Here is an 18,064-nt window from a genome sequence, read left to right as displayed (position 1 = left end):
GCGGTGGTTCAGTTAAAACTTCTTTGCCTGACACACCGCATTCGCGAGCAAGCCCGCTCCCACATTTGAATCTGCTTACAGCCGTTTAACTGCGCTCATCCAACCCACGCGCCGCCAGCGCACCCAACACCCCGCCCACCATCGGCGCCAGCCAGAACAGCCACAGCTGGGCAATGTACTCACCGCCCGCAAACAACGCCGGCCCGGTACTGCGCGCCGGGTTCACCGAGGTGTTGGTCACCGGGATCAGGACCAGGTGAATCAAAGTCAGCGCCAGGCCGATGGCAATCGGTGCAAACCCGGCCACCGCGCCCGGGGCGGTCACGCGCATGATGATAAAGACAAAGAAGAACGTGGCGATCAGTTCGGCCAGTAAGGCGGCCTTCATGTCGAAGTAGCCTGGGCTCAAGGCGTCATAGCCGTTGGCGGCAAACCCATCCACGGCAAAATCGTCCTGGCCATTGGCGATTAGGTACAGCGCCGCCGCCGCGCCAATCGCCCCACACACCTGCACCGCGATGTACGGCAGCACGTCAACCCCGGCCACCCGTCGCCCGGCCCACAGGCCGACGGTCACCGCCGGGTTGAAGTGCCCGCCCGAGATGCCACCCACCGCATAGGCCATGGTCAACACCGTGAGGCCGAACGCCAGGGACACGCCGACAAAACCAATGCCCAACTCGGGGAATGCCGCCGCCAGGATGGCGCTGCCACAGCCGCCGAAGGTCAGCCAGAAAGTACCCAGAAACTCCGCGGTCAAACGCTTTTGCACAATCGACTCCATTGCTGTTCAAGTGCCGTCACCACAGGCCGTGGGCGGTCCTGGGTGACGGTAGCAATGGGCATCGAGGCGCCCTGTAAGACTTGTCTGGTTTTAGCTCGGTGACACACCCGTCCCAAACTTGCGAATCGCCAGGCAATAGCCGATCAACGCCAACGCCGCCAGCACGCCGCCGGCCACGCCGATCCAGGCGAAGCCGAACTGGCTGCCGACCCAGCTGCCCATCAGCGCACCGCCACCGATGCCGATGTTGTAGATGCCGGAAAACATCGCCATGGCCACGTCGGTCGCGTCCGGCGCCAGCACCAGCACCTTGGACTGCATCGCCAGGCCAAAGCCCATGATTGCCATGCCCCAGAAAATACTCAGGCCCACCAGGTACGACTCGGCCCCGCTCAATGGCAGCATCAGCGCCAGGCACGCGGCCAGGATAAACACCGCGCCGACCACGAACAGGTGGGGGTTGAAGCGGTGCACCAGGCTGAACAGCAGCGAACCGATAATGCCCGCGCCGCCAAACACCAGGAGGATCAGGGTCACGGCGCTGCCGCTCATGCCGGCCACGCCTTCGACGAAGGGTTCGATGTAGCTGTAGGCGGTGAACTGCGCGGTCACGGTGAGCGCGGTGAGCACGTACAGCGCCACCAGCGCCGGGCGTTTGAACAGCAGCGGCAGGCTGCGCAACGAACCGGAGTTCTGGCTCGGCAGCAGTGGCAAGGTGCGCGCCAGCCAGAACACCAGCGCGGCGGCGAAGGCGCCGATCACCAGGAACGTGGTGCGCCAGCCCATGGCCTCGCCGAGCAGGCGGCCCAGGGGAATGCCCAACACCATCGCCAGGGACGTACCGGTGGCCAACAGGCCGAGGGCCTGCACCTGTTTGCCGGCCGGCGCGAGGCGCACGGCCAGCGACGCGGTGATCGACCAGAACAACGCATGGGACAAGGCAATGCCGATGCGACTGACCATCAGCAGGCCAAAACTGGTGGCCACGCTGGAAAGGACATGGCTGGCGATAAACATACAGAACAGTACGATCAGCAACTTGCGCCGCTCGACGTTGCGGGTCAGCAGCATCACCGGCAGCGAGGTCAGGGACACGATCCAGGCGTAGATCGTGAGCATCAGGCCGACGCTCGACACCGGCATGTCAAAGCTGGCGCCAATGGCGCTGAGCAGCCCGACGGGAACGAATTCGGTGGTATTGAAGACAAAGGCGGCCAACGCGAGGGCGATGACCGGCTGCCAATTGGCTTGGGGAGTTGCGGCTGAAATGCTCATTGAAGGGCGCGGTACTCGGACGATGATCAAACGGCTACCCAGGACAAGCGCCGCCGTCGAACATTCTATAGGTTTCTCGCCCGTCTGTTGGCGCTGATCCAGATCAAAAAGCCATCAGTTTCCTCACGGCGCGGTCAGGGTGACCACGTAAAGCCCCGACTGAATCGGCTTTCCAAGGCTATCCACCAGCACATACCGCTGGTCGTAATAGCGTCCGTTGGCGTTGTCGCTCACCAACTTGACGTCGGCCTTCGCAGTACCCAGCGCCTGGACGCTACGCACCGGTTGCACATCCAACCGATGGCCGCGAACGGCCTGCGGGCACCCCTTGAGCTCCATGACCGCGCCACCCGGCGCGCTGCTGGTACAACCCGGCTCGACAATGCTGCCGTGAAACTGAATGACACCGCCCGATGCCGCCAGGCAACTGCCCGCCCAAACCGCAAGAATGCCGGTAACCCGTGATAACCGTTTGACGTGCATGACGACGCTCCTTCTTGGGTAGTTAAGAAGGTAGTCGTCCGCGCAGTTGCAGACTTTAGGACAATCGTCTCAAAAAGCCCGGCCTAGTGAGGCAGCGCGTAGATCACCGCTTGCCCCACCTGCGGGCTGTGCAGGCAAAACGTCGACAAGTCGAAACGCTCGTGCGCACCCAGGCTGGCATTGACGAGTACCAGGTCGAAGCCAGGGCCGCCGCAGGCCAGCAGCGTCAACATCTCATCCAGGCTCGACACCGGCGCAATCGCGTAGTAGCCCTGGCGATTGAAGTCCCGTTCCAGGCGCAGGCGCTGATGGTGCTGGGGGTCGGCGATCATGATGCGCAGGCGTTTATTAATCATGTCCGGCTCCAGCGCTGGGTTTGCACACTCCCCTGCAACCAGCGCAGCAGGTCACCACCGGGCATTGGCCGGGCGTGCCAGTAACCCTGGCCCTGGGCGCAGCCCATTTCCAGCAGTTGTTGCTGCTGCTCGGCGGTTTCGATGCCTTCGACCACCACCGACATGCCCAAGGTCTCACCGAGGGCCAGGGTACTGCCGATCACCGCACGGCAACGCGGCTCATGGGCCAGGCCGCGGACAAATTCAGCGTCGAGCTTGATCTCGTTGAACGGCAATTGGCACAGGCGCTGCAGCGACGAAAACCCTGCGCCGAAGTCGTCGATGGACAAACGACAACCGAGCATGCGCAAACGCACCAGGTTTTCCAGGGACACGGCGGGCACTTCCAGCAAGCCGCTCTCGGTGAGTTCAAAGGTGATGCTGCCACACGGCGCCTGGTAGGCCGCCAACAGGCCTTTGATATGGGCGGTCAACCCGACATCGGCCAACTGCGCCGCGTGCAGGTTGAACGCCAGCTCCAGGTCCAACCCCAGGCGCTTGGCCTGGCGCTGCTGGGCCAGGGCCTGCTGCATCAAGGCGAACAACAGGTCGTCCATCAGCCCCGCACGCTCCATCGCCGGTAAAAACACCGCCGGTGACAGCACGCCCTTGGACGGATGGTTCCAGCGCGCCAGCACTTCCACACCAAGTACGCTGCCTGTCTGCAAATCGAATTTGGGTTGGTACCAGGCTTCCAGCTGCTGGTCGAGAAGCGCCCGGCGTACCTGCTGTTCGTCAGCGGCTTCCAGCGGCGATGGCGCCTCGAACGTCGCAGGCCGCTGCCTCAGCGCGAGCTCCAGCAGCGGCTGCAACGCTTCGGCCAGCAGCGGCTTGCCGATATCGCCGAGCATATTCAGCCCCAGCAAGGCGCCCATCTGCCGCACGGCGCGGCGTACGTCCCAGGGCAAGCCACTGCTGACGATGATTGCCCCCACCTGGCCGGTGGCGCTGATGCGCTGGATAAACTCCAGCCCGTCCATGCCATCCATTTGCAGGTCGCACACCACCACATCCACCGGCCCCGCCTGTTCAAGCACGGCCAGGGCTTCAGTGCCGTTGGCGGCCTCCAACACGTCACGGCAACCCAGCTGCTTGAGCAGGCTTGTCGCCACCGACCGTTGGAACAGGTGGTCTTCCAGCACCAGGACACGAAGCGGCAATGGGGGCATCAAGGGGCACTCGCTGAAGAAGGGAATGCCTGCATGGTGTGCGATTGAGCCATGCGGTTAGCGTAGAAATTGCGCACCGATACGTAGGAAATTTCCCAAGCAACTACAGGTACGCCGCCAACCGTTGTTCCAACGCGTCCATGGCCTGCTGCAAATCATCCACGGCTTCGGTCAACAGCGCCGAATTCAGCCCTTCACAGGCCACTTCCAAGGCTTCGCACGCCTGGATCAACCGCTGCGCCTGGATAATCCGTGCACCGCCCTTGACCCGGTGCGCCAGGTCGGCCAGCCCGCTGACGTCATGCTGGGTGAACAGTTGCATCAGGCGCGCCATGTCCTGCTCGTTGCTGGCGGCCAGGTCTTGCAGCAGGCTCTTGATCGAGGCGGCATCGCCCCGGCTGAGCTGCTCCAGGCTGGTCAAGTCGATGTCGTCCGCCAACCCAGCGCCAGGCACCGGCAACACCAGGCACGCACTCAGGTCCTGCAAGCTGATGGGTTTGAACAGGCAATCATCCATGCCCGCCGCCAGGCAGCGGTCTTTTTCCTCGGGTTGGGCGTTGGCGGTCAGGCCGAGGATCAACCCGGCCGGCAAGCCCCTGGCGCGCTCTTCGTCACGAATCGCCCGGGCCAGCGCGTAGCCGTTCATCAACGGCATATTGCAGTCGGTGATTACCACGTCGAACACCTGCGCACGCCAGGCACGCAAGCCATGGGCGCCGTCTTCGGCGTCCACCACCTGGTGGCCGAGGTAATGCAATTGCTGGGTGAGCAGCAGGCGGTTGGCCGGGTAATCATCGATCACCAGCACGTTGAGCGCCCGGGCCGCCGGCGCTTGCAACGGCGCAACGGCCGGCGGGATATCCAGTTCGACCAGGGTGGGCAAGCTGACGCGCATTTCCACCTGGGTGCCCTGCCCCAACACGCTGTTGAGCACCAGGCTGCCGCCCATCATTTCGCACAGGGTGCGGCTAATCATCAGGCCCAGACCCGACCCGCCACGCGCCGACTGGCCATGGTTGCCGGCCTGGGCAAACGGGCTGAACAGCTGTTGCTGGTCTTCGCTGGAGATACCGCTGCCGGTGTCCTCCACGCGCAAGCACAGCGCCAGGCGCTCATCATCACGCCCCGGCTCGGCGCTGACCCGCAGGCGCACGTGGCCGCTGTGGGTGAACTTGATCGCATTGCTCAACAGGTTCGAGACAATCTGCTTGAAGCGCAACGGGTCCACCAGCACCTGGCGGTTGACGCTGGCATCGAGGTCGAGGATCAGTTGCAGCTGCTTCTGCCGCGCCAGCCCTTCAAAGATCCGCGCCACCGACTCCACCAGTTCGCGCAGATTGGCGCGTTCCGGCGCCAGGGACAGGCGGCCGGATTCGATGCGCGCAATGTCCAGGATGTCGCCGATCAGATCCAGCAAGCCCCGGGCCGCGCCCGATGCCACTTCGATGGAGAGACGGTCGGTAACGCCCTGGTCGGCTTTTTTCAGCGCCAGTTCGAGCATGCCGATAATCGCGTTCATCGGCGTACGGATTTCATGGCTCATGGTCGCCAGGAAGGTGGTCTTGGCGCGGTTGGCGGCGTCGGCGCCGTCCTTGGCGTCGTGCAAGGCCAGGAGCAAATGCTGGCGTTCGCTGATGTCGATCCAGCCGCCGATCATGCCGCTGACTTCGCCGTCGCTGCCGCGGTACGGCAGCATCCAGTGATAGATGGTCAACACGCTGTCGGGGCCCATGGTCAGGCTGCGGTCCTGCACCCGTGGCACGCCCTCCTCCATCACCTGTAGATAGTCCGCATGGTAAGCGGCGGCTTCGGCGGCGTCTTTCAGCACGCCTTCGACCACGGTCTTGCCGAGCACGGCGTCACGTTCCACCCCAAACACTTGCAGATAGCCGCTGTTGCAGATGCGCAGCCGCCCCTCGCGGTCGCGGACATAGATCGGGTGCGGCGTGCCGTCGATCAGCACGCGCATGAACTCCATCTGGTCGTTCAGGGCAACCTGCGCCTGTGTGCGCTGGCGCATCAGCCGGCGCAGGTAGGCGATCCAACCCAACGCCACCAGCAGCAAAGCACCCGCCACGACGAAGCCTTGCAGGATCAGGGTGCGGTTGCGCAGCCAATAGCTGTCGTCCACGGCAATCTCGTTGCGCCAGCGGTTGGTGACTTCGTCCATCTCCTCCGGCGGGATACTCAGCAGGGCCTTCTCCAGGATCGAATACAGCTCCAACGCACCGCGCGACGTGGCGAACGCCACGCGCGCCGACTCGGTGCCGACCGTGGCGGTGATGCGCAAGCGGTCACGGTATTGGCGCGAGATCATGTAGCGCGCGGTAATCAACGAATTGACCGCGCCATCGGCCCGCCCGTCGGCCACCATGGCCATGGCTTCCTGGGCGCTCTCGGCGTTTACCAGGGCGATGCTGGGGAACGCTTCCAGCAACTGGTCACGCACCGGGTTGCCGATAATCACCGCCAGGCGCTTGCCGGCCATGTCGTCCAGGGTGGCCGGGCTGTTGGGGCCGATGCGGCTTATCAGCACGTAGGGTGAACTCAGGTAGGGCCGGGTAAAGCGCAGATGGCTTTCGCGGGCCTGGCTGGGTGTGAGGGTTATCAGCAGGTCGGCTTCATCCGTACGGATCTGCCCGATCAAATCGGCGACAGACTGCGTGCGCACCACATCGAATTTCAAGCCGGTGCGCAGCGCGACCTTGGCCAGCACATCGGCGCTGATCCCACGGAACTCGCCGTCTTCGTTGAAAAACGAAAACGGCACGAAACTGTCATCGATCGCCACCTTCAAGCGCGGGTGCGCGGCCATCCAGCGCTGCTCGCTGGCGCTGAAGTGCAGCGCGGTGCGCCCCGGCATGCTGCCACCGCCCGCGCTCCAGCGACGCAGGATGGTCATGCGTTCGCCCTGGGGAATCGCCGCCAGCGCGGTGTCGATGATGTGCAACAGACGCTGGTTGGCCTGGGCGAACGCAAACGAGAAATTGCTCACTTCCATTTGCGAGAAGTCAGCCAACTGCACGTTGTTCAGGTAATTCTTGTTAATCAGGTACTGGGCGCTGATGGAGTCGCCCAGGTACACGTCGGCATTGCCGAACGCCACCGCGCCAATCGCGCTCAAGGTCGAGGGGTAGAGCTGCAAGGTGGCCTGGGGATAGAACGCCTGCACGGCGTCCGGTGGCAGGTAGTGGTAGAGCATGGCGATTTTCTTGCCCGCCAGGTCCGGCGTCAGCGCCTGGCTGTTGGCAACCTGGGTGACCAGGGTCGGCTGGTCTTCGGCGTAGGCCGTGGACATCAGCAAGTCATGGTCGGCTTGCTCAAAGCCGTTGGCGGTGCCGAGAAAGTCCACCGCGCCTTGCTTGAGGGCGTCGATCACGTCCGCGCGGGAGGCAAAGCGGCGCACTTCCACCGGCGTGCGCAACAGCTCGCTGAGCAGCTTCGCGTAGTCGGCGGTGAGGCCTTCGTAATCACGGCCGTTGGTGGTCATGCCGAACGGTGAATAGTCCGGCGCCGACGCCCCCAGCACCAACACGCGCTTGCTGCGCAGCCAGCCCCAGTCCTGCTCCGACAGCGACACGGCGTATTCCGAGACATGGGAACGCCCCAGCACCTGATAGGTTTCAGCGGGTGCAGCGGCCAGGGCCGCGCCGTTCAGGCAGCCCGCCAGCAGCGCACCCAGCAGCCATTTACGCAGGAGAGTGTTCATTCAGACCAGATTATTGCGCTTGGCGAAATCGGCCAGGTACACCACCGACTTGACCTTGAGCTTCTCGATCAGGCGGGTCTTGTAGGTGCTGATGGTCTTGTTGCTGAGCAACATCGCGTCGCCGATTTCCTTGTTGCTCAGGCCTTGGGACAACTGCTGCAGGATGGTCAGTTCACGGTCGGACAGGGTTTGGATCAACTCAAGGTCAGTGGTTTGCGCATCACTGCGGCGCACCGAGCTGTTGGCCAGGTTCGGGAAAAAGGTATAGCCGCCCATCACCGCCTTGATCGCCTTGACCAACTCGTCGAGGTCATTGGTCTTGGAGATATAGCCCGCCGCGCCGGCTTTCATGCAGCGCATGGAATAGAACAGCGGCGACTGCGAGGTCAGCACCAGGATCTTGCACGACAGCCCCAGCGCGCAGATGCGCGAAATCACTTCCAGGCCGTCCAGCTTGGGCATGGCGATATCCAGCACGATCAGCTCGGGCTCATGCTCGCGGGCCAATTGCACGGCGTCGGCGCCGTTATCGGCTTCGGCCACGACCTCGAAGCCTTCCTGCTTCAAGAGCATCTTCACGGAGGAACGAATAAACGGATGATCGTCCACGACTAACGCTTTAAACATAACAACCCCTGTGAGACATGCCGCCCCAAAATACACGAGCGCGACCTGAGTGTAGGAAATTTCTCAGAACTTTGAGAGACCGGCCCCATGTGCCTCCAGCCAGGGCAACAAATGGTGCCCCGCCATCGGCCGTGCCAGGTAAAAACCCTGGCCCAGTTCACACCCCAAGGCCAGCACACCGTCACGGATAGGCGCGGTGCTGATCCCCTCGATCACCAGGCTCATGCCCAGCGCATTGGCCAGCGCCCGGGTGCTTTTAATCATGGTGGGGTTGTGGCGCACAAAACCGCCATCCAGCTTGAGTTGGTTGAACGGCAGTTGGCACAGCAGCTTGAGGGAGGAGAAGCCGTTGGCGAAGTCATCGATCGACAAACCACAGCCCAACACGCGCAGGCGCAGCAGGTTCTCTTGCACGGCGGGTGCGCTGTTGAGCAAACCGTTTTCGGCCAACTCGAACCGCAGCACGGAACCGCTGAACCCGTGACGCCCCAAGGCCCACTGGATGTGCGCGACCAAACCGGCGCCGAGCAATTGCGAGGCGTGCAGATTGAACGCCAGCTCCAGTGGCACCTGTTGCCGGCGCAATATGCCCAGCAGGCTGAGGCCCTGCTCCAGCAGTTGCTTGAACATGTCGTCGATGAGGTCGTAGGCCAGCACGGCGGCGAGGAAGTCTTCGGGCAACAGCACGCCACGTGCCGGATGCTCCCAGCGCACCAAGGCTTCCGCACCGGCCAGTTGCCCGGTGCGGATCACGAATTTGGGCTGGAACCACGCACGGAATTCGCCCAGGGCCAGGCCGCGCTGGATCTCCAGCTCACTGGGCAGGGGTTTGACGCGGGGAGAGGCCATGCTTACCAACCACTTTGCGGGTGCGATGGGGCGGATAGTGGCCTGGAATCAGCTGAATCTATAAGGGAAGCGTCCTGCTGATACGTAGGACATTTCCCACAATAGGTTAAGGGTCAACCTGCTCCATCAGTTCTGCCACCGACTCCGGCCGTTGCGCATAGCGCTGGGCCAGCGCCGCGCAGACCATCAACTGGATCTGGTGAAACAGCATCAACGGCAGGATCAGCACGCCCATGGTAGCCCCGGCGAACAGCACCTGGGCCATCGGCACGCCCGTCGCCAGGCTTTTCTTCGAGCCGCAGAACAGGATGGTGATGCGGTCTTCCTGGTTAAAGCCGAACGCCTTGGCCAGCACTGTCGAAGCCACCAGCACCAGGGCCAGCAACACGCAACACGCCACCACCAGGCCGCCCAGTTCCCACAAGGGGATCTTGTGCCAGATGCCTTCATTGACCGCTTCGCTGAACGCACCGTAGACCACCAGCAGGATCGAGCCTTGATCGACGAATTTCAGCCAGGACTTATTGCGCCCCACCCACGCGCCAATCCAGCGCCGGGCGATCTGCCCGGCGATAAACGGCAGCAGCAGTTGCACGCTGATCTTGAGGATCGCGTCGAGGGTGTTGCTGCCTTCGCCGTGCACGTTGAGCAACAGCGTCACTAGCAGCGGCGTGAGGAAGATGCCAAACAGGCTCGATGCCGCCGCACTGCAAATCGCCGCCGGGATATTGCCCCGCGCCAGCGAGGTAAAGGCAATCGCCGACTGCACCGTGGCCGGTAGCGCGCAGAGGTAGAGCATGCCCATGTACAGGTCTTTGCCGATCAGCGGCGACAACAGCGGCTTGAGCGCCAGGCCCAGCAACGGGAACAGCACGAAGGTCAGGCTGAATACCAACAGGTGCAGGCGCCAGTGGCCGGCACCGGCGATGATGGCCTGGTTCGACAGCTTGGCGCCGTGCAGGAAAAACAGCAGCGCGATGGCCAGGTTGGTGACCCAGCCAAAGGCCACGGCAGTCTGGCCGCTGGCGGGCAACAGCGAGGCGAGGATCACGGTGGCGATCAGGGTCAGGGTGAAGTTGTCAGGGAGAAAGCGCGGACGGGTCATAGGTGAGTTCTTCCGGGGGTTGCCAAGAGCGTCTCGGCGACTCTAACGTAACGGCTTGTTACCGACTAACGCCAATGAGCCAACAAATGCCGCCTAAAGGACATGACAAAACCGTGCGCCGCAGCGTGCCCGGGCTTTCCAGCCTGCCACGGCCGGTGTATGGGCGTACTGAATCCCTGCCCAATCGCGCCCTGACCCGCCGCCACAGTCACCCGTGGGTGCAATTGTCGTATGCGATTTCCGGGGTGCTGGAGATTCAGACAGGCGCCGGCCGCTTTGTCGCACCGCCCCAGCGCGCCGTATGGATTCCAGCGGGCATGCCCCACCGCGTGTTCAGCTCGCCCCGCACCGAGATGCGCAGCCTGTACCTCGATTGCAGCGTGACCACCTGGGCGGATGCGCGTTGCCATGTGCTGGAAGTGAGCAGTTTGCTGCGCGAGTTGATCCGCAGCTTCAGCGAACTGCCGGTGGCCTATGCCGAAGACGGCGCGGAGGGGCGCCTGGCCCAGGTGCTGCTGGACCAGCTGGCCGCAGCGCCCCAGGTGGACTTGATGCTGCCGCTGCCCATGGACCCGCGTTTGCGCCAGATCTACCGCAGCTTGAACCTGCACCCGGAGCAGCAGACCACCCTGGGGGATTGGAGCCGCAAATTGGCGGTGAGTGAAAAGACCCTGAGCCGCCTGTTCTTGAGCGACACCGGCCTGACGTTCCGCGCCTGGCGCCAGCGCTTGCGCCTGCTCACCGCCCTGCCCGCCCTGGAACAAGGCGAGCGGGTGACAGATGTGGCGTTGGGGTGTGGGTATGAATCGACCTCGGCGTTTATCAATGCGTTTCGCCAGCAGTTTGAGGCAACGCCGGGGGAGTTTTTTCGCTGACTTACAGGTGTATGAAGTCAAAATGTGGGAGCAGGCTTGTGTGGGAGCGGGCTTGCTCGCGAATGCGGTGGGCCAGTTGGAACATCTTTGACTGATACACCGCTTTCGCGGGCAAGCCCGCTCCCACAGGGGATTGGGTTTCCACTTTGGATCAGGTGCACACCGGCTCCCACAGTTTGATTTGTATGAGTCTGTTAGATATGGGACTTGGCCAGGATCGCCTGGAGCAACACATCCGCCCCCGCCGTCGACCATTCAGGCGAGATCTCCTCCGCCTCGTTATGACTCAACCCATCCACACACGGCACAAAGATCATCGCGGTCGGCGCCACCTGGTTGAGGTAGCAGGCATCATGCCCCGCGCCGGAAATCATTGGCCGATGGCTGTAACCCAACGCCTCGGCAGACGCCCGCACCACCTCCACACAATCCGCGTCAAACGCAATCGGCGCGTACTGGAAGATCTGCTTCACGCTGTGCTGCAAGCCGATCCCGTCGGCGATCTGCGCCACTGCTTCGCGCAGTTGCTGGTCCTGGCGCGCCAACACGGTTTCATCCGGGTGACGGAATTCCACGCTGAAAAATACCCGCCCCGGTACGACGTTGCGCGAGTTCGGGAAGATATTCGCCATGCCCACCGTGGCGCGCCCTTCGGCGCCTTGTTCCAGGCCCAGGCCGTTGACCGCCTCGACCACGCGGGCAAAGCCAAGCAAGGCGTCCAGGCGATGGTCCATCGGCGTGGTGCCGGCGTGGGCACTGCGGCCCTTCAATTCGACTTCGTACCAACGCTGGCCCTGGGCGCCGGTGACCACGCCGATGGTGATGCCTTGCGCTTCAAGGATCGGGCCTTGCTCGATGTGCAGTTCAAACGCCGCATGCACCGCCTGGCCACCCACCGGGTGCGGGCCGGCATAGCCGATCTGCTGTAACGCCTGGCCAATGGTCACGCCGTTTTTGTCTTCGCGGGACAGGCCGTATTCCAGGTCAAACACCCCGGCGTAGACCCCCGACGAAATCATCGCCGGGGCAAAGCGCGAGCCTTCTTCGTTGGTCCAGTTGACCACCTCGATCGGCCGGTCGGTCTCGATGCCGAGGTCGTTCAAGGTACGCAGCACTTCCACCCCGGCGAGCACGCCGTAGATGCCGTCGTACTTGCCGCCGAAGGGCTGGGAGTCGCCATGGGAGCCGGTGAGCACCGGCGCCAGGTCATCAAAGCGCCCGGCGCGACGGGCGAAGATATTGCCCATGGCGTCCACGCGAATGCTGCACCCGGCCGCCGTGCACCACTGCACGAACAGGTCGCGGCCGCGACGGTCTTCGTCGGTCAGCGCCAGGCGCGAGACGCCGCCCTTTTCGGTGGCGCCGATCTGCGCCATCTCCATCAGCGAGCCCCACAAGCGCTCACCATTCACTCGCGCCAGGTTATTCATGGGGCTTGGCCCGGTAGCGGAAATCACAGCGATGATCGCCGCCCATGATGGTCTGGGTGCGGGTCAGCTCGATGTCGGGGTTGTAGCCGACGATAAACAGCTCGTCGCGGTTGCACGACAGCAAGTGGCCGATCTCGCCCAGGCCCATCTCGGTGTACATCTCGGCGTAGCGGCAGCGCTTGACGTCGTAGTCATAGTGCTCGGCGTCGCTGGCGATGATCTCGACCTTCAGCGCGTCGTCTTTTTCCCAGAGCACTTGCAGCTCGACAAAGCTCTTGAGGTCGGCCTGCTCTTCCAGCGACGCAAAATGCTTGCCCGCCTGGATCGCCGCATTGCCCACCGCTTCGCCGATCACGGCAGCGGCAAAGTCCTTGCCCTGCTCGCGCTTGAGGATCTCGTAGATCGGCTTGATGATTTCGGCCTCGATCCGCCGCCGGGCAAGAATGCCCAGTTCACCTTCCAGTTTGCTCATGTCATCTCTCCTCCAATCCAACGTGTGCACACCGTCAAATGTGGGAGCTGGCTTGCCTGCTCCCACACAAGCCTGCTCCCACAGTCGACCCAGTTATTTACCGCCGGCCACGCTGACCGGCTGCCATTGGTTGGCCTTGACCTGGTAAACAGTGAACGACGGCTTCTTCAAGTTACCTTGCGCATCGAACGCGATGATCCCCGTCACACCCGAGTAACTGATGGCACGCAGCACCGGCAGGTACTTCTGCGGGTCAACCGAGTCGGCCTGTTCAATCGCGGCCACCAGCACGCCAACGCCGTCATAGGCGAACGGCGCGTGCAGTTCGATGTTGGCCTTGTAGCGTTCCTTGTAAGCCTGTTCGAACGCCTTGCCACCCGGCATCTGCGCAATCGCCAGGCCCGGCTCCAGGGCAATCACGCCCTCGCCTTCGTTCTGCGCCAGCTCCAGGAACGTCTGGCTGACAAAACCACCGGCGCCCATCAGCGGTGCCTTGATCCCCAGTTGCTTGATGCGCCGCGCCAGCGGTGCGGCCTGGGCGTCGACGCCGCCAAAGAAGATCAGGTCCGGGTTCTGGCTGCGGATGTTGGTGAGCACCGCGCTGAAGTCGATGGTCTTGTCGTCCACGTATTCACGGCCGACGACAGTCGCGCCACCGGCTTCGATGGCTTTGACGAACTGGTCCGCCAGGCCCTGGCCGAACGCGGTGCGGTCGTCGATCACGGCGATGCGCTTGGCGTTGAGCGTGTTCAACGCGTAATCACCGGCGACCTGACCGCCGTCGTCGTCATGGCCCATGATGCGGAAACTGGTGTCGAAACCCTGCTGGGTGTAGGCGTGACCGGTGGCCACCGGTGCCACCTGGGCGATCCCGGCGTCGTGGTAGACCCGTGCGGCCGGGATGCTGGTGCCGGTGTTCCAGTGGCCGACCACGCCGACCACGCCTTCATCCACCAGGCGCTGGGCCACGGTAACGGCGGTGCGTGGGTCGGACTGGTCATCCTCGGAGACCAGCTTGAAGGTCACGGCTTCGCCGTTGATCTTCGGGTGCTTAGCGTTGGCCTGGTCGATGGCCAGTTTGGCGCCGTTTTCCAGATCCTTGCCGATGCGTGCGGACGGGCCGGTCAGCGGGCCAGCCAGGCCGATCAGCACGGTCTGGTCGGCCTGGGCCATGGCGCTGGCGAGACTGCTCAGGGCCAGGCCGATCAATGCGGTGTTCTTCAAAATACTCATCAGTAGTTCCTGCTTCTTTTCGGGCGGGTCGGAACACGCCGGGCGTCCGGTAGCGTCATGGTTGGGTTATTCGCCGAGGTACGCGCTGCGCACCTCGGGGTGTTCCAGCAAATCCTGGGATGGGCCCGTGAGGCTGATGCGCCCGGTGTCCATCACATAGGCGCGGTCGGTGACTTGCAGCGCCAGCCGCGCGTTCTGCTCCACCAGCAACAGGGTCATGCCCTGGCGGCAGACGTCGTCGATCACCTGGAAAATCTTCTCCACCATGATCGGCGCCAGGCCCATGGACGGCTCATCGAGGATCAGCAAGCGCGGGCGTGACAACAACGCGCGGGCCAGGGCGAGCATCTGTTGCTCGCCGCCCGACAGCAGGCCGGCGGATTGCTGCAGGCGCTCTTCCAGGCGTGGGAAGTGTTCGAACAACTGGCGCATTTCGCGCTGCACCTGCGCGTTGTCGCGGCGCAAAAATGCACCGGCCTGCAGGTTCTCCAGCACGCTCATGCGCGCAAAAATCCCACGGCCTTCGGGGACCATGGCGATGCCTTGGCGCAGCAGTTTGTCTGGCGCCTGACCGAGAATCGATTGGCCGGCAAAACGGATCTCCCCCTTGGCGGCCGGCAGCAAACCGGTGAGCGCCTTGAGGCTGGAGGTCTTGCCCGCGCCGTTGGCACCGATCAGGGTCACGCGCTCACCTTCATCGATATGCAGGTCGAGGGCTTTGACGGCTTCGATGGCGCCGTAGCGCACCTGCAAACTTGTGACGGTCAAGAGTGCTTCAGACATGCGCACTGGCTCCCAGATAGGCCTGGATCACGGCCGGGTGCTGGCGCACGTCGGCGGGCGGGCCGACGGCGATGACCTGGCCGTAATCCAGCACGCTGATGCGGTCGCACACGCCCATCACCAGCTTCACGTCGTGTTCGATCAACAACAGGGTGTGGCCGTCGGCGCGGATCTTTTCCAGCAGGCCGCGCAGTTGCACTTTTTCGCTGGCGTTCATGCCGGCCGCCGGTTCGTCCAGGGCCAGCAGGCGCGGTTCGGTGGCCAGGGCGCGGGCGATTTCCAGGCGGCGTTGGTGACCGTAGCTCAGGCTGTCGGCACGGTAGTTGGCGAAACCGGCAAGGCCCACGTAGGCCAGCAAACGATGGGCGTGGGCGCGGGTTTGCGCTTCTTCATCGCGGGCGCGGCGATGCTGACTCAAGGCCGCCCACAGGCCGTTGCGGGTGCGCACATGGCGCCCGACCATGACATTTTCCAGGGCGCTCATCGCGTTGAACAGGCGGATGTTCTGGAAGGTCCGCGCGATCCCCGCCTCGGCGACCTGGTGCACGCTGGTGGGCTGGTAGTCGCGCCCATCCAGCTGGAAGCGCCCGGAGTCAGGCGTGTACAAGCCGGTCATCACGTTAAAGAACGTGGTCTTGCCCGCGCCATTCGGGCCGATCAAGCCGTAGATCTCGCCGGGCTGGATGCTCAGGCTCACGTCGGTCAGCGCCGCGACGCCGCCGAAGTGTTTGTTGACCTTGTCGATCTGCAACAGCGGTGCGTTCATCGTGCCACTCCTTTGGGCCACAATCCGGCGGGTCGGTAGAGCATCGCCAGGATCAACGCCAGGCCGTAAAACAGCTGGCGAATGATCTCCGGGTCCACCAGCACCTGGCCGAACAGCGCCTGCTGCAACGGCCCCATGCTGGCGCGCAACGCTTCGGGCAGGGCTGCGAGCAATACACAACCGAGGATGACTCCGGGGATATGGCCCATGCCGCCCAGCACCACCATCGCCAGTACGGCGATGGACTCGTTCAAGGTGAAGGATTCCGGCGAGACAAAGCCCTGGAATGAGGCGAACAACGCGCCGCTCACGCCACCGAACGCCGCGCCAATGGCAAACGCCAGCAGCTTGAGGCGCACGGTGTTGATGCCCATGGCCTGGGCCGCGTCTTCGTCTTCGCGGATCGCCACCCAGGCCCGGCCGATGCGCGAACGCTCCAGGCGGATGCAGGCAAACAGGATCAACACCACCAGCGCCGCAAACAGGTAGTAATAGAGGTACACCGACGGCAGGCGCAGGCCGAACAGCTCCTGGGTACGACCGAGGTTGACGCCGAGCAGGCTGACCGGATCAACCTGGGCGATGCCTTTGGGGCCGTTGGTGATGTTCACCGGGCGGTCGAGGTTGCGCAGCAGGATGCGGATGATCTCGCCAAAGCCCAGGGTGACGATGGCCAGGTAATCGCCGCGCAAGCGCAGGGTCGGCGCGCCCAGCACCACGCCAAAACCTGCGGCAAGCAGCGCACCTAACGGCAGGATCAGCCAGATCGAGGTGTGCATGCCCGCTGGCAACAACGCCGCCAGCGCGGGGAACTGTTGCAGCAGATGGGGCGATGAGAGCAACGCGGCAAGGTAAGCGCCCACCGCGTAGAACGCGATAAAGCCCATGTCCAGCAACCCGGCGTAGCCGACCACGATGTTCAGCCCGAGGGCGAGCATGATGTACAGCAAGGCAAAGTCGAGGGTGCGCACCCAGGTGTTGCCGCCCGCATGGCCGACGATCCACGGCGCCAGCACCAGGGCCACGGCGAGCAGCAACAGGCCCAGGCTGGCGCGTGTGTTGGGGGTCAGGGACTGGATCATGCGCGGCTCGCCAAACGTTCGCCCAACAGCCCGGAAGGCCGGAACACCAGCACCGCGATCAACACGATAAAGGCGAACACATCCTGGTAATTGCTGCCGAATACGCCGTTGGTAGCCGCACCGAGATAGCCGGTGCCGAGGGCTTCGATCAAGCCCAGCAGTAATCCGCCGAGCATGGCGCCCTTGAGGTTGCCGATGCCGCCCAGCACCGCCGCGGTAAAGGCTTTGATGCCGGGCAAGAAACCCATGTAGAAATGCGCGCTGCCGTAGTTGCTGGCCATCATGATCCCGGCGAGGGCCGCGAGGGCGCCGCCGATGGCGAAGGTGATGACAATGATGCGGTTCGGGCTGATGCCCATCAGGCTGGCGACTTGCGGGTTCTCCGCCACGGCACGCATGGCCCGGCCGAAGCGCGTGCGCTCCACCAGCACCAGCAACGCGACCATCACCGACAAGGCGATGGCAATCGTCGTCAGCGCCGTGGCGTTGGTGATGGCCGGGTGTGCGGAGGCGCCGGCCAGCACTTCAATCGGCTCCAGCGGCAGCAGTTGCGGGAACATCTGCGGGTTGCGCGTCCACACCAGCATGGCGAGGGTTTGCAGCAGCAGCGACACGCCAATGCCGCTTATCAACGGTGCCAGACGTGGAGCATGGCGCAGGCGGCGGTAGGCCACGCGTTCGATCACTACCGCCAACACCGCGCAAAAGGCCATGGCGACGAGCGTCGCGCAGAGCAGCACCAGCATCGGCGCAAGGGCTGGAAAGGCGGCCTGCAACAGGCGAATCACCGACAAGCCCACCAGCGCGCCGATCATCAACACATCGCCGTGGGCGAAGTTGATGATGCGCAAGATGCCGTAGACCATGGTGTAACCCAGGGCCACCAGCGCGTAGAGACTGCCCGTCATCAAACCGTTGAGCAGCTGTTGGATAAACCCATCCATGAAAACCATCGACCTCAGTGCGTGCAAGGGCGGCACACTAAGCATCTATTCTGTTTTTATCAAATAACAGAAAGTCATATGGT

General features: G+C 63.5%; 17 protein-coding genes. 1 reads left to right on the top strand and 16 read right to left on the bottom strand.

All coding sequences use genetic code 11. The annotated features are described in order from the left end of the window. Nucleotides 1-85 precede the first annotated feature (85 nt). From aqpZ to NUV89_RS00410, 9 genes are all read right to left on the bottom strand, one after another. A complete protein-coding gene (gene aqpZ, locus NUV89_RS00450) occupies nt 86-784 on the bottom strand; it encodes an aquaporin Z (protein WP_374684448.1) in 699 nt (232 codons plus the stop codon). Between the two features lie 90 nt (nt 785-874). Continuing rightward, a complete protein-coding gene (locus NUV89_RS00445) occupies nt 875-2,059 on the bottom strand; it encodes a sugar transporter (RefSeq protein WP_257779861.1) in 1,185 nt (394 codons plus the stop codon). A 123-nt stretch (nt 2,060-2,182) separates the two neighbouring features. Beyond that, nucleotides 2,183-2,542: a type 1 fimbrial protein gene (locus NUV89_RS00440; protein ID WP_257779860.1), complete on the bottom strand. Its 360-nt coding sequence runs from the start codon at nt 2,540-2,542 to the stop codon at nt 2,183-2,185. 83 nt (nt 2,543-2,625) lie between these two features. Next, a complete protein-coding gene (locus NUV89_RS00435) occupies nt 2,626-2,898 on the bottom strand; it encodes a hypothetical protein (RefSeq protein ID WP_257779859.1) in 273 nt (90 codons plus the stop codon). Beyond that, on the bottom strand, nt 2,895-4,106 hold the full coding sequence (locus NUV89_RS00430; protein WP_257779858.1) for an EAL domain-containing protein: 1,212 nt from the start codon (nt 4,104-4,106) through the stop codon (nt 2,895-2,897). The genes NUV89_RS00435 and NUV89_RS00430 overlap by 4 nt, the downstream gene beginning before the upstream one ends. Before the next feature lie 103 nt (nt 4,107-4,209). Next, nucleotides 4,210-7,815: a transporter substrate-binding domain-containing protein gene (locus NUV89_RS00425; RefSeq protein WP_257779857.1), complete on the bottom strand. Its 3,606-nt coding sequence runs from the start codon at nt 7,813-7,815 to the stop codon at nt 4,210-4,212. Then, a complete protein-coding gene (locus tag NUV89_RS00420) occupies nt 7,816-8,442 on the bottom strand; it encodes a response regulator transcription factor (RefSeq protein WP_017735104.1) in 627 nt (208 codons plus the stop codon). It lies immediately after the preceding gene. 63 nt (nt 8,443-8,505) lie between these two features. Next, a complete protein-coding gene (locus NUV89_RS00415; protein ID WP_257779856.1) occupies nt 8,506-9,291 on the bottom strand; it encodes an EAL domain-containing protein in 786 nt (261 codons plus the stop codon). Nucleotides 9,292-9,397: 106 nt separating this feature from the next. Beyond that, nucleotides 9,398-10,396, bottom strand: coding sequence for a bile acid:sodium symporter family protein (locus tag NUV89_RS00410; protein WP_017735102.1), 999 nt, complete (start codon nt 10,394-10,396; stop codon nt 9,398-9,400). Nucleotides 10,397-10,482: 86 nt separating this feature from the next. Between NUV89_RS00410 and NUV89_RS00405 the strand changes: the two genes are divergently transcribed. Continuing rightward, nucleotides 10,483-11,271, top strand: a complete 789-nt coding sequence (locus NUV89_RS00405) for a helix-turn-helix domain-containing protein (RefSeq protein WP_257779855.1) — start codon at nt 10,483-10,485, stop codon at nt 11,269-11,271. Nucleotides 11,272-11,465: 194 nt separating this feature from the next. Here NUV89_RS00405 and NUV89_RS00400 read toward each other — a convergent pair whose 3' ends face one another. The 7 genes from NUV89_RS00400 to NUV89_RS00370 all read right to left on the bottom strand — a co-directional run bounded on the left by NUV89_RS00400 (nt 11,466) and on the right by NUV89_RS00370 (nt 17,981). Beyond that, complete coding sequence (locus tag NUV89_RS00400; RefSeq protein WP_257779854.1) at nt 11,466-12,701, bottom strand: Zn-dependent hydrolase; 1,236 nt, start codon at nt 12,699-12,701, stop codon at nt 11,466-11,468. After that, complete coding sequence (locus NUV89_RS00395) at nt 12,694-13,173, bottom strand: L-2-amino-thiazoline-4-carboxylic acid hydrolase (RefSeq protein WP_124527990.1); 480 nt, start codon at nt 13,171-13,173, stop codon at nt 12,694-12,696. The genes NUV89_RS00400 and NUV89_RS00395 overlap by 8 nt, the downstream gene beginning before the upstream one ends. Before the next feature lie 93 nt (nt 13,174-13,266). Then, nucleotides 13,267-14,406, bottom strand: a complete 1,140-nt coding sequence (locus tag NUV89_RS00390; RefSeq protein WP_257779853.1) for a branched-chain amino acid ABC transporter substrate-binding protein — start codon at nt 14,404-14,406, stop codon at nt 13,267-13,269. 66 nt (nt 14,407-14,472) lie between these two features. Next, a complete protein-coding gene (locus tag NUV89_RS00385; protein WP_257779852.1) occupies nt 14,473-15,189 on the bottom strand; it encodes an ABC transporter ATP-binding protein in 717 nt (238 codons plus the stop codon). Further along, nucleotides 15,182-15,955 carry an ABC transporter ATP-binding protein gene (locus NUV89_RS00380; protein ID WP_257779851.1) on the bottom strand — a complete coding sequence of 258 codons (774 nt, stop codon included), beginning with the start codon at nt 15,953-15,955 and terminating at the stop codon, nt 15,182-15,184. Before NUV89_RS00380 ends, NUV89_RS00385 begins: the two co-directional genes overlap by 8 nt. Then, on the bottom strand, nt 15,952-17,037 hold the full coding sequence (locus NUV89_RS00375; protein ID WP_257779850.1) for an ABC transporter ATP-binding protein: 1,086 nt from the start codon (nt 17,035-17,037) through the stop codon (nt 15,952-15,954). Before NUV89_RS00375 ends, NUV89_RS00380 begins: the two co-directional genes overlap by 4 nt. Then, entirely contained in the window at nt 17,034-17,981 is a 948-nt protein-coding gene (locus NUV89_RS00370) for a branched-chain amino acid ABC transporter permease (protein WP_257779849.1), read from the bottom strand. Before NUV89_RS00370 ends, NUV89_RS00375 begins: the two co-directional genes overlap by 4 nt. Nucleotides 17,982-18,064 lie beyond the last annotated feature (83 nt).

Origin of the sequence: Pseudomonas sp. 18.1.10, assembly GCF_024655625.1 — a bacterium.
Taxonomy (GTDB): domain Bacteria; phylum Pseudomonadota; class Gammaproteobacteria; order Pseudomonadales; family Pseudomonadaceae; genus Aquipseudomonas.
Note: the sequence above shows the minus strand (reverse complement) of the source record. Positions and strands in the feature narration are given on the sequence as shown.

Bases quoted from the DNA above. Each gene is read 5' to 3' on its own strand.
- aqpZ (WP_374684448.1), bottom strand. From the start codon at position 784: ATGGAGTCGATTGTGCAAAAGCGTTTGACCGCGGAGTTTCTGGGTACT.
- NUV89_RS00445 (WP_257779861.1), bottom strand. From the start codon at position 2,059: ATGAGCATTTCAGCCGCAACTCCCCAAGCCAATTGGCAGCCGGTCATC.
- NUV89_RS00440 (WP_257779860.1), bottom strand. From the start codon at position 2,542: ATGCACGTCAAACGGTTATCACGGGTTACCGGCATTCTTGCGGTTTGG.
- NUV89_RS00435 (WP_257779859.1), bottom strand. From the start codon at position 2,898: ATGATTAATAAACGCCTGCGCATCATGATCGCCGACCCCCAGCACCAT.
- NUV89_RS00430 (WP_257779858.1), bottom strand. From the start codon at position 4,106: ATGCCCCCATTGCCGCTTCGTGTCCTGGTGCTGGAAGACCACCTGTTC.
- NUV89_RS00425 (WP_257779857.1), bottom strand. From the start codon at position 7,815: ATGAACACTCTCCTGCGTAAATGGCTGCTGGGTGCGCTGCTGGCGGGC.
- NUV89_RS00420 (WP_017735104.1), bottom strand. From the start codon at position 8,442: ATGTTTAAAGCGTTAGTCGTGGACGATCATCCGTTTATTCGTTCCTCC.
- NUV89_RS00415 (WP_257779856.1), bottom strand. From the start codon at position 9,291: ATGGCCTCTCCCCGCGTCAAACCCCTGCCCAGTGAGCTGGAGATCCAG.
- NUV89_RS00410 (WP_017735102.1), bottom strand. From the start codon at position 10,396: ATGACCCGTCCGCGCTTTCTCCCTGACAACTTCACCCTGACCCTGATC.
- NUV89_RS00405 (WP_257779855.1), top strand. From the start codon at position 10,483: ATGCCGCCTAAAGGACATGACAAAACCGTGCGCCGCAGCGTGCCCGGG.
- NUV89_RS00400 (WP_257779854.1), bottom strand. From the start codon at position 12,701: ATGAATAACCTGGCGCGAGTGAATGGTGAGCGCTTGTGGGGCTCGCTG.
- NUV89_RS00395 (WP_124527990.1), bottom strand. From the start codon at position 13,173: ATGAGCAAACTGGAAGGTGAACTGGGCATTCTTGCCCGGCGGCGGATC.
- NUV89_RS00390 (WP_257779853.1), bottom strand. From the start codon at position 14,406: ATGAGTATTTTGAAGAACACCGCATTGATCGGCCTGGCCCTGAGCAGT.
- NUV89_RS00385 (WP_257779852.1), bottom strand. From the start codon at position 15,189: ATGTCTGAAGCACTCTTGACCGTCACAAGTTTGCAGGTGCGCTACGGC.
- NUV89_RS00380 (WP_257779851.1), bottom strand. From the start codon at position 15,955: ATGAACGCACCGCTGTTGCAGATCGACAAGGTCAACAAACACTTCGGC.
- NUV89_RS00375 (WP_257779850.1), bottom strand. From the start codon at position 17,037: ATGATCCAGTCCCTGACCCCCAACACACGCGCCAGCCTGGGCCTGTTG.
- NUV89_RS00370 (WP_257779849.1), bottom strand. From the start codon at position 17,981: ATGGATGGGTTTATCCAACAGCTGCTCAACGGTTTGATGACGGGCAGT.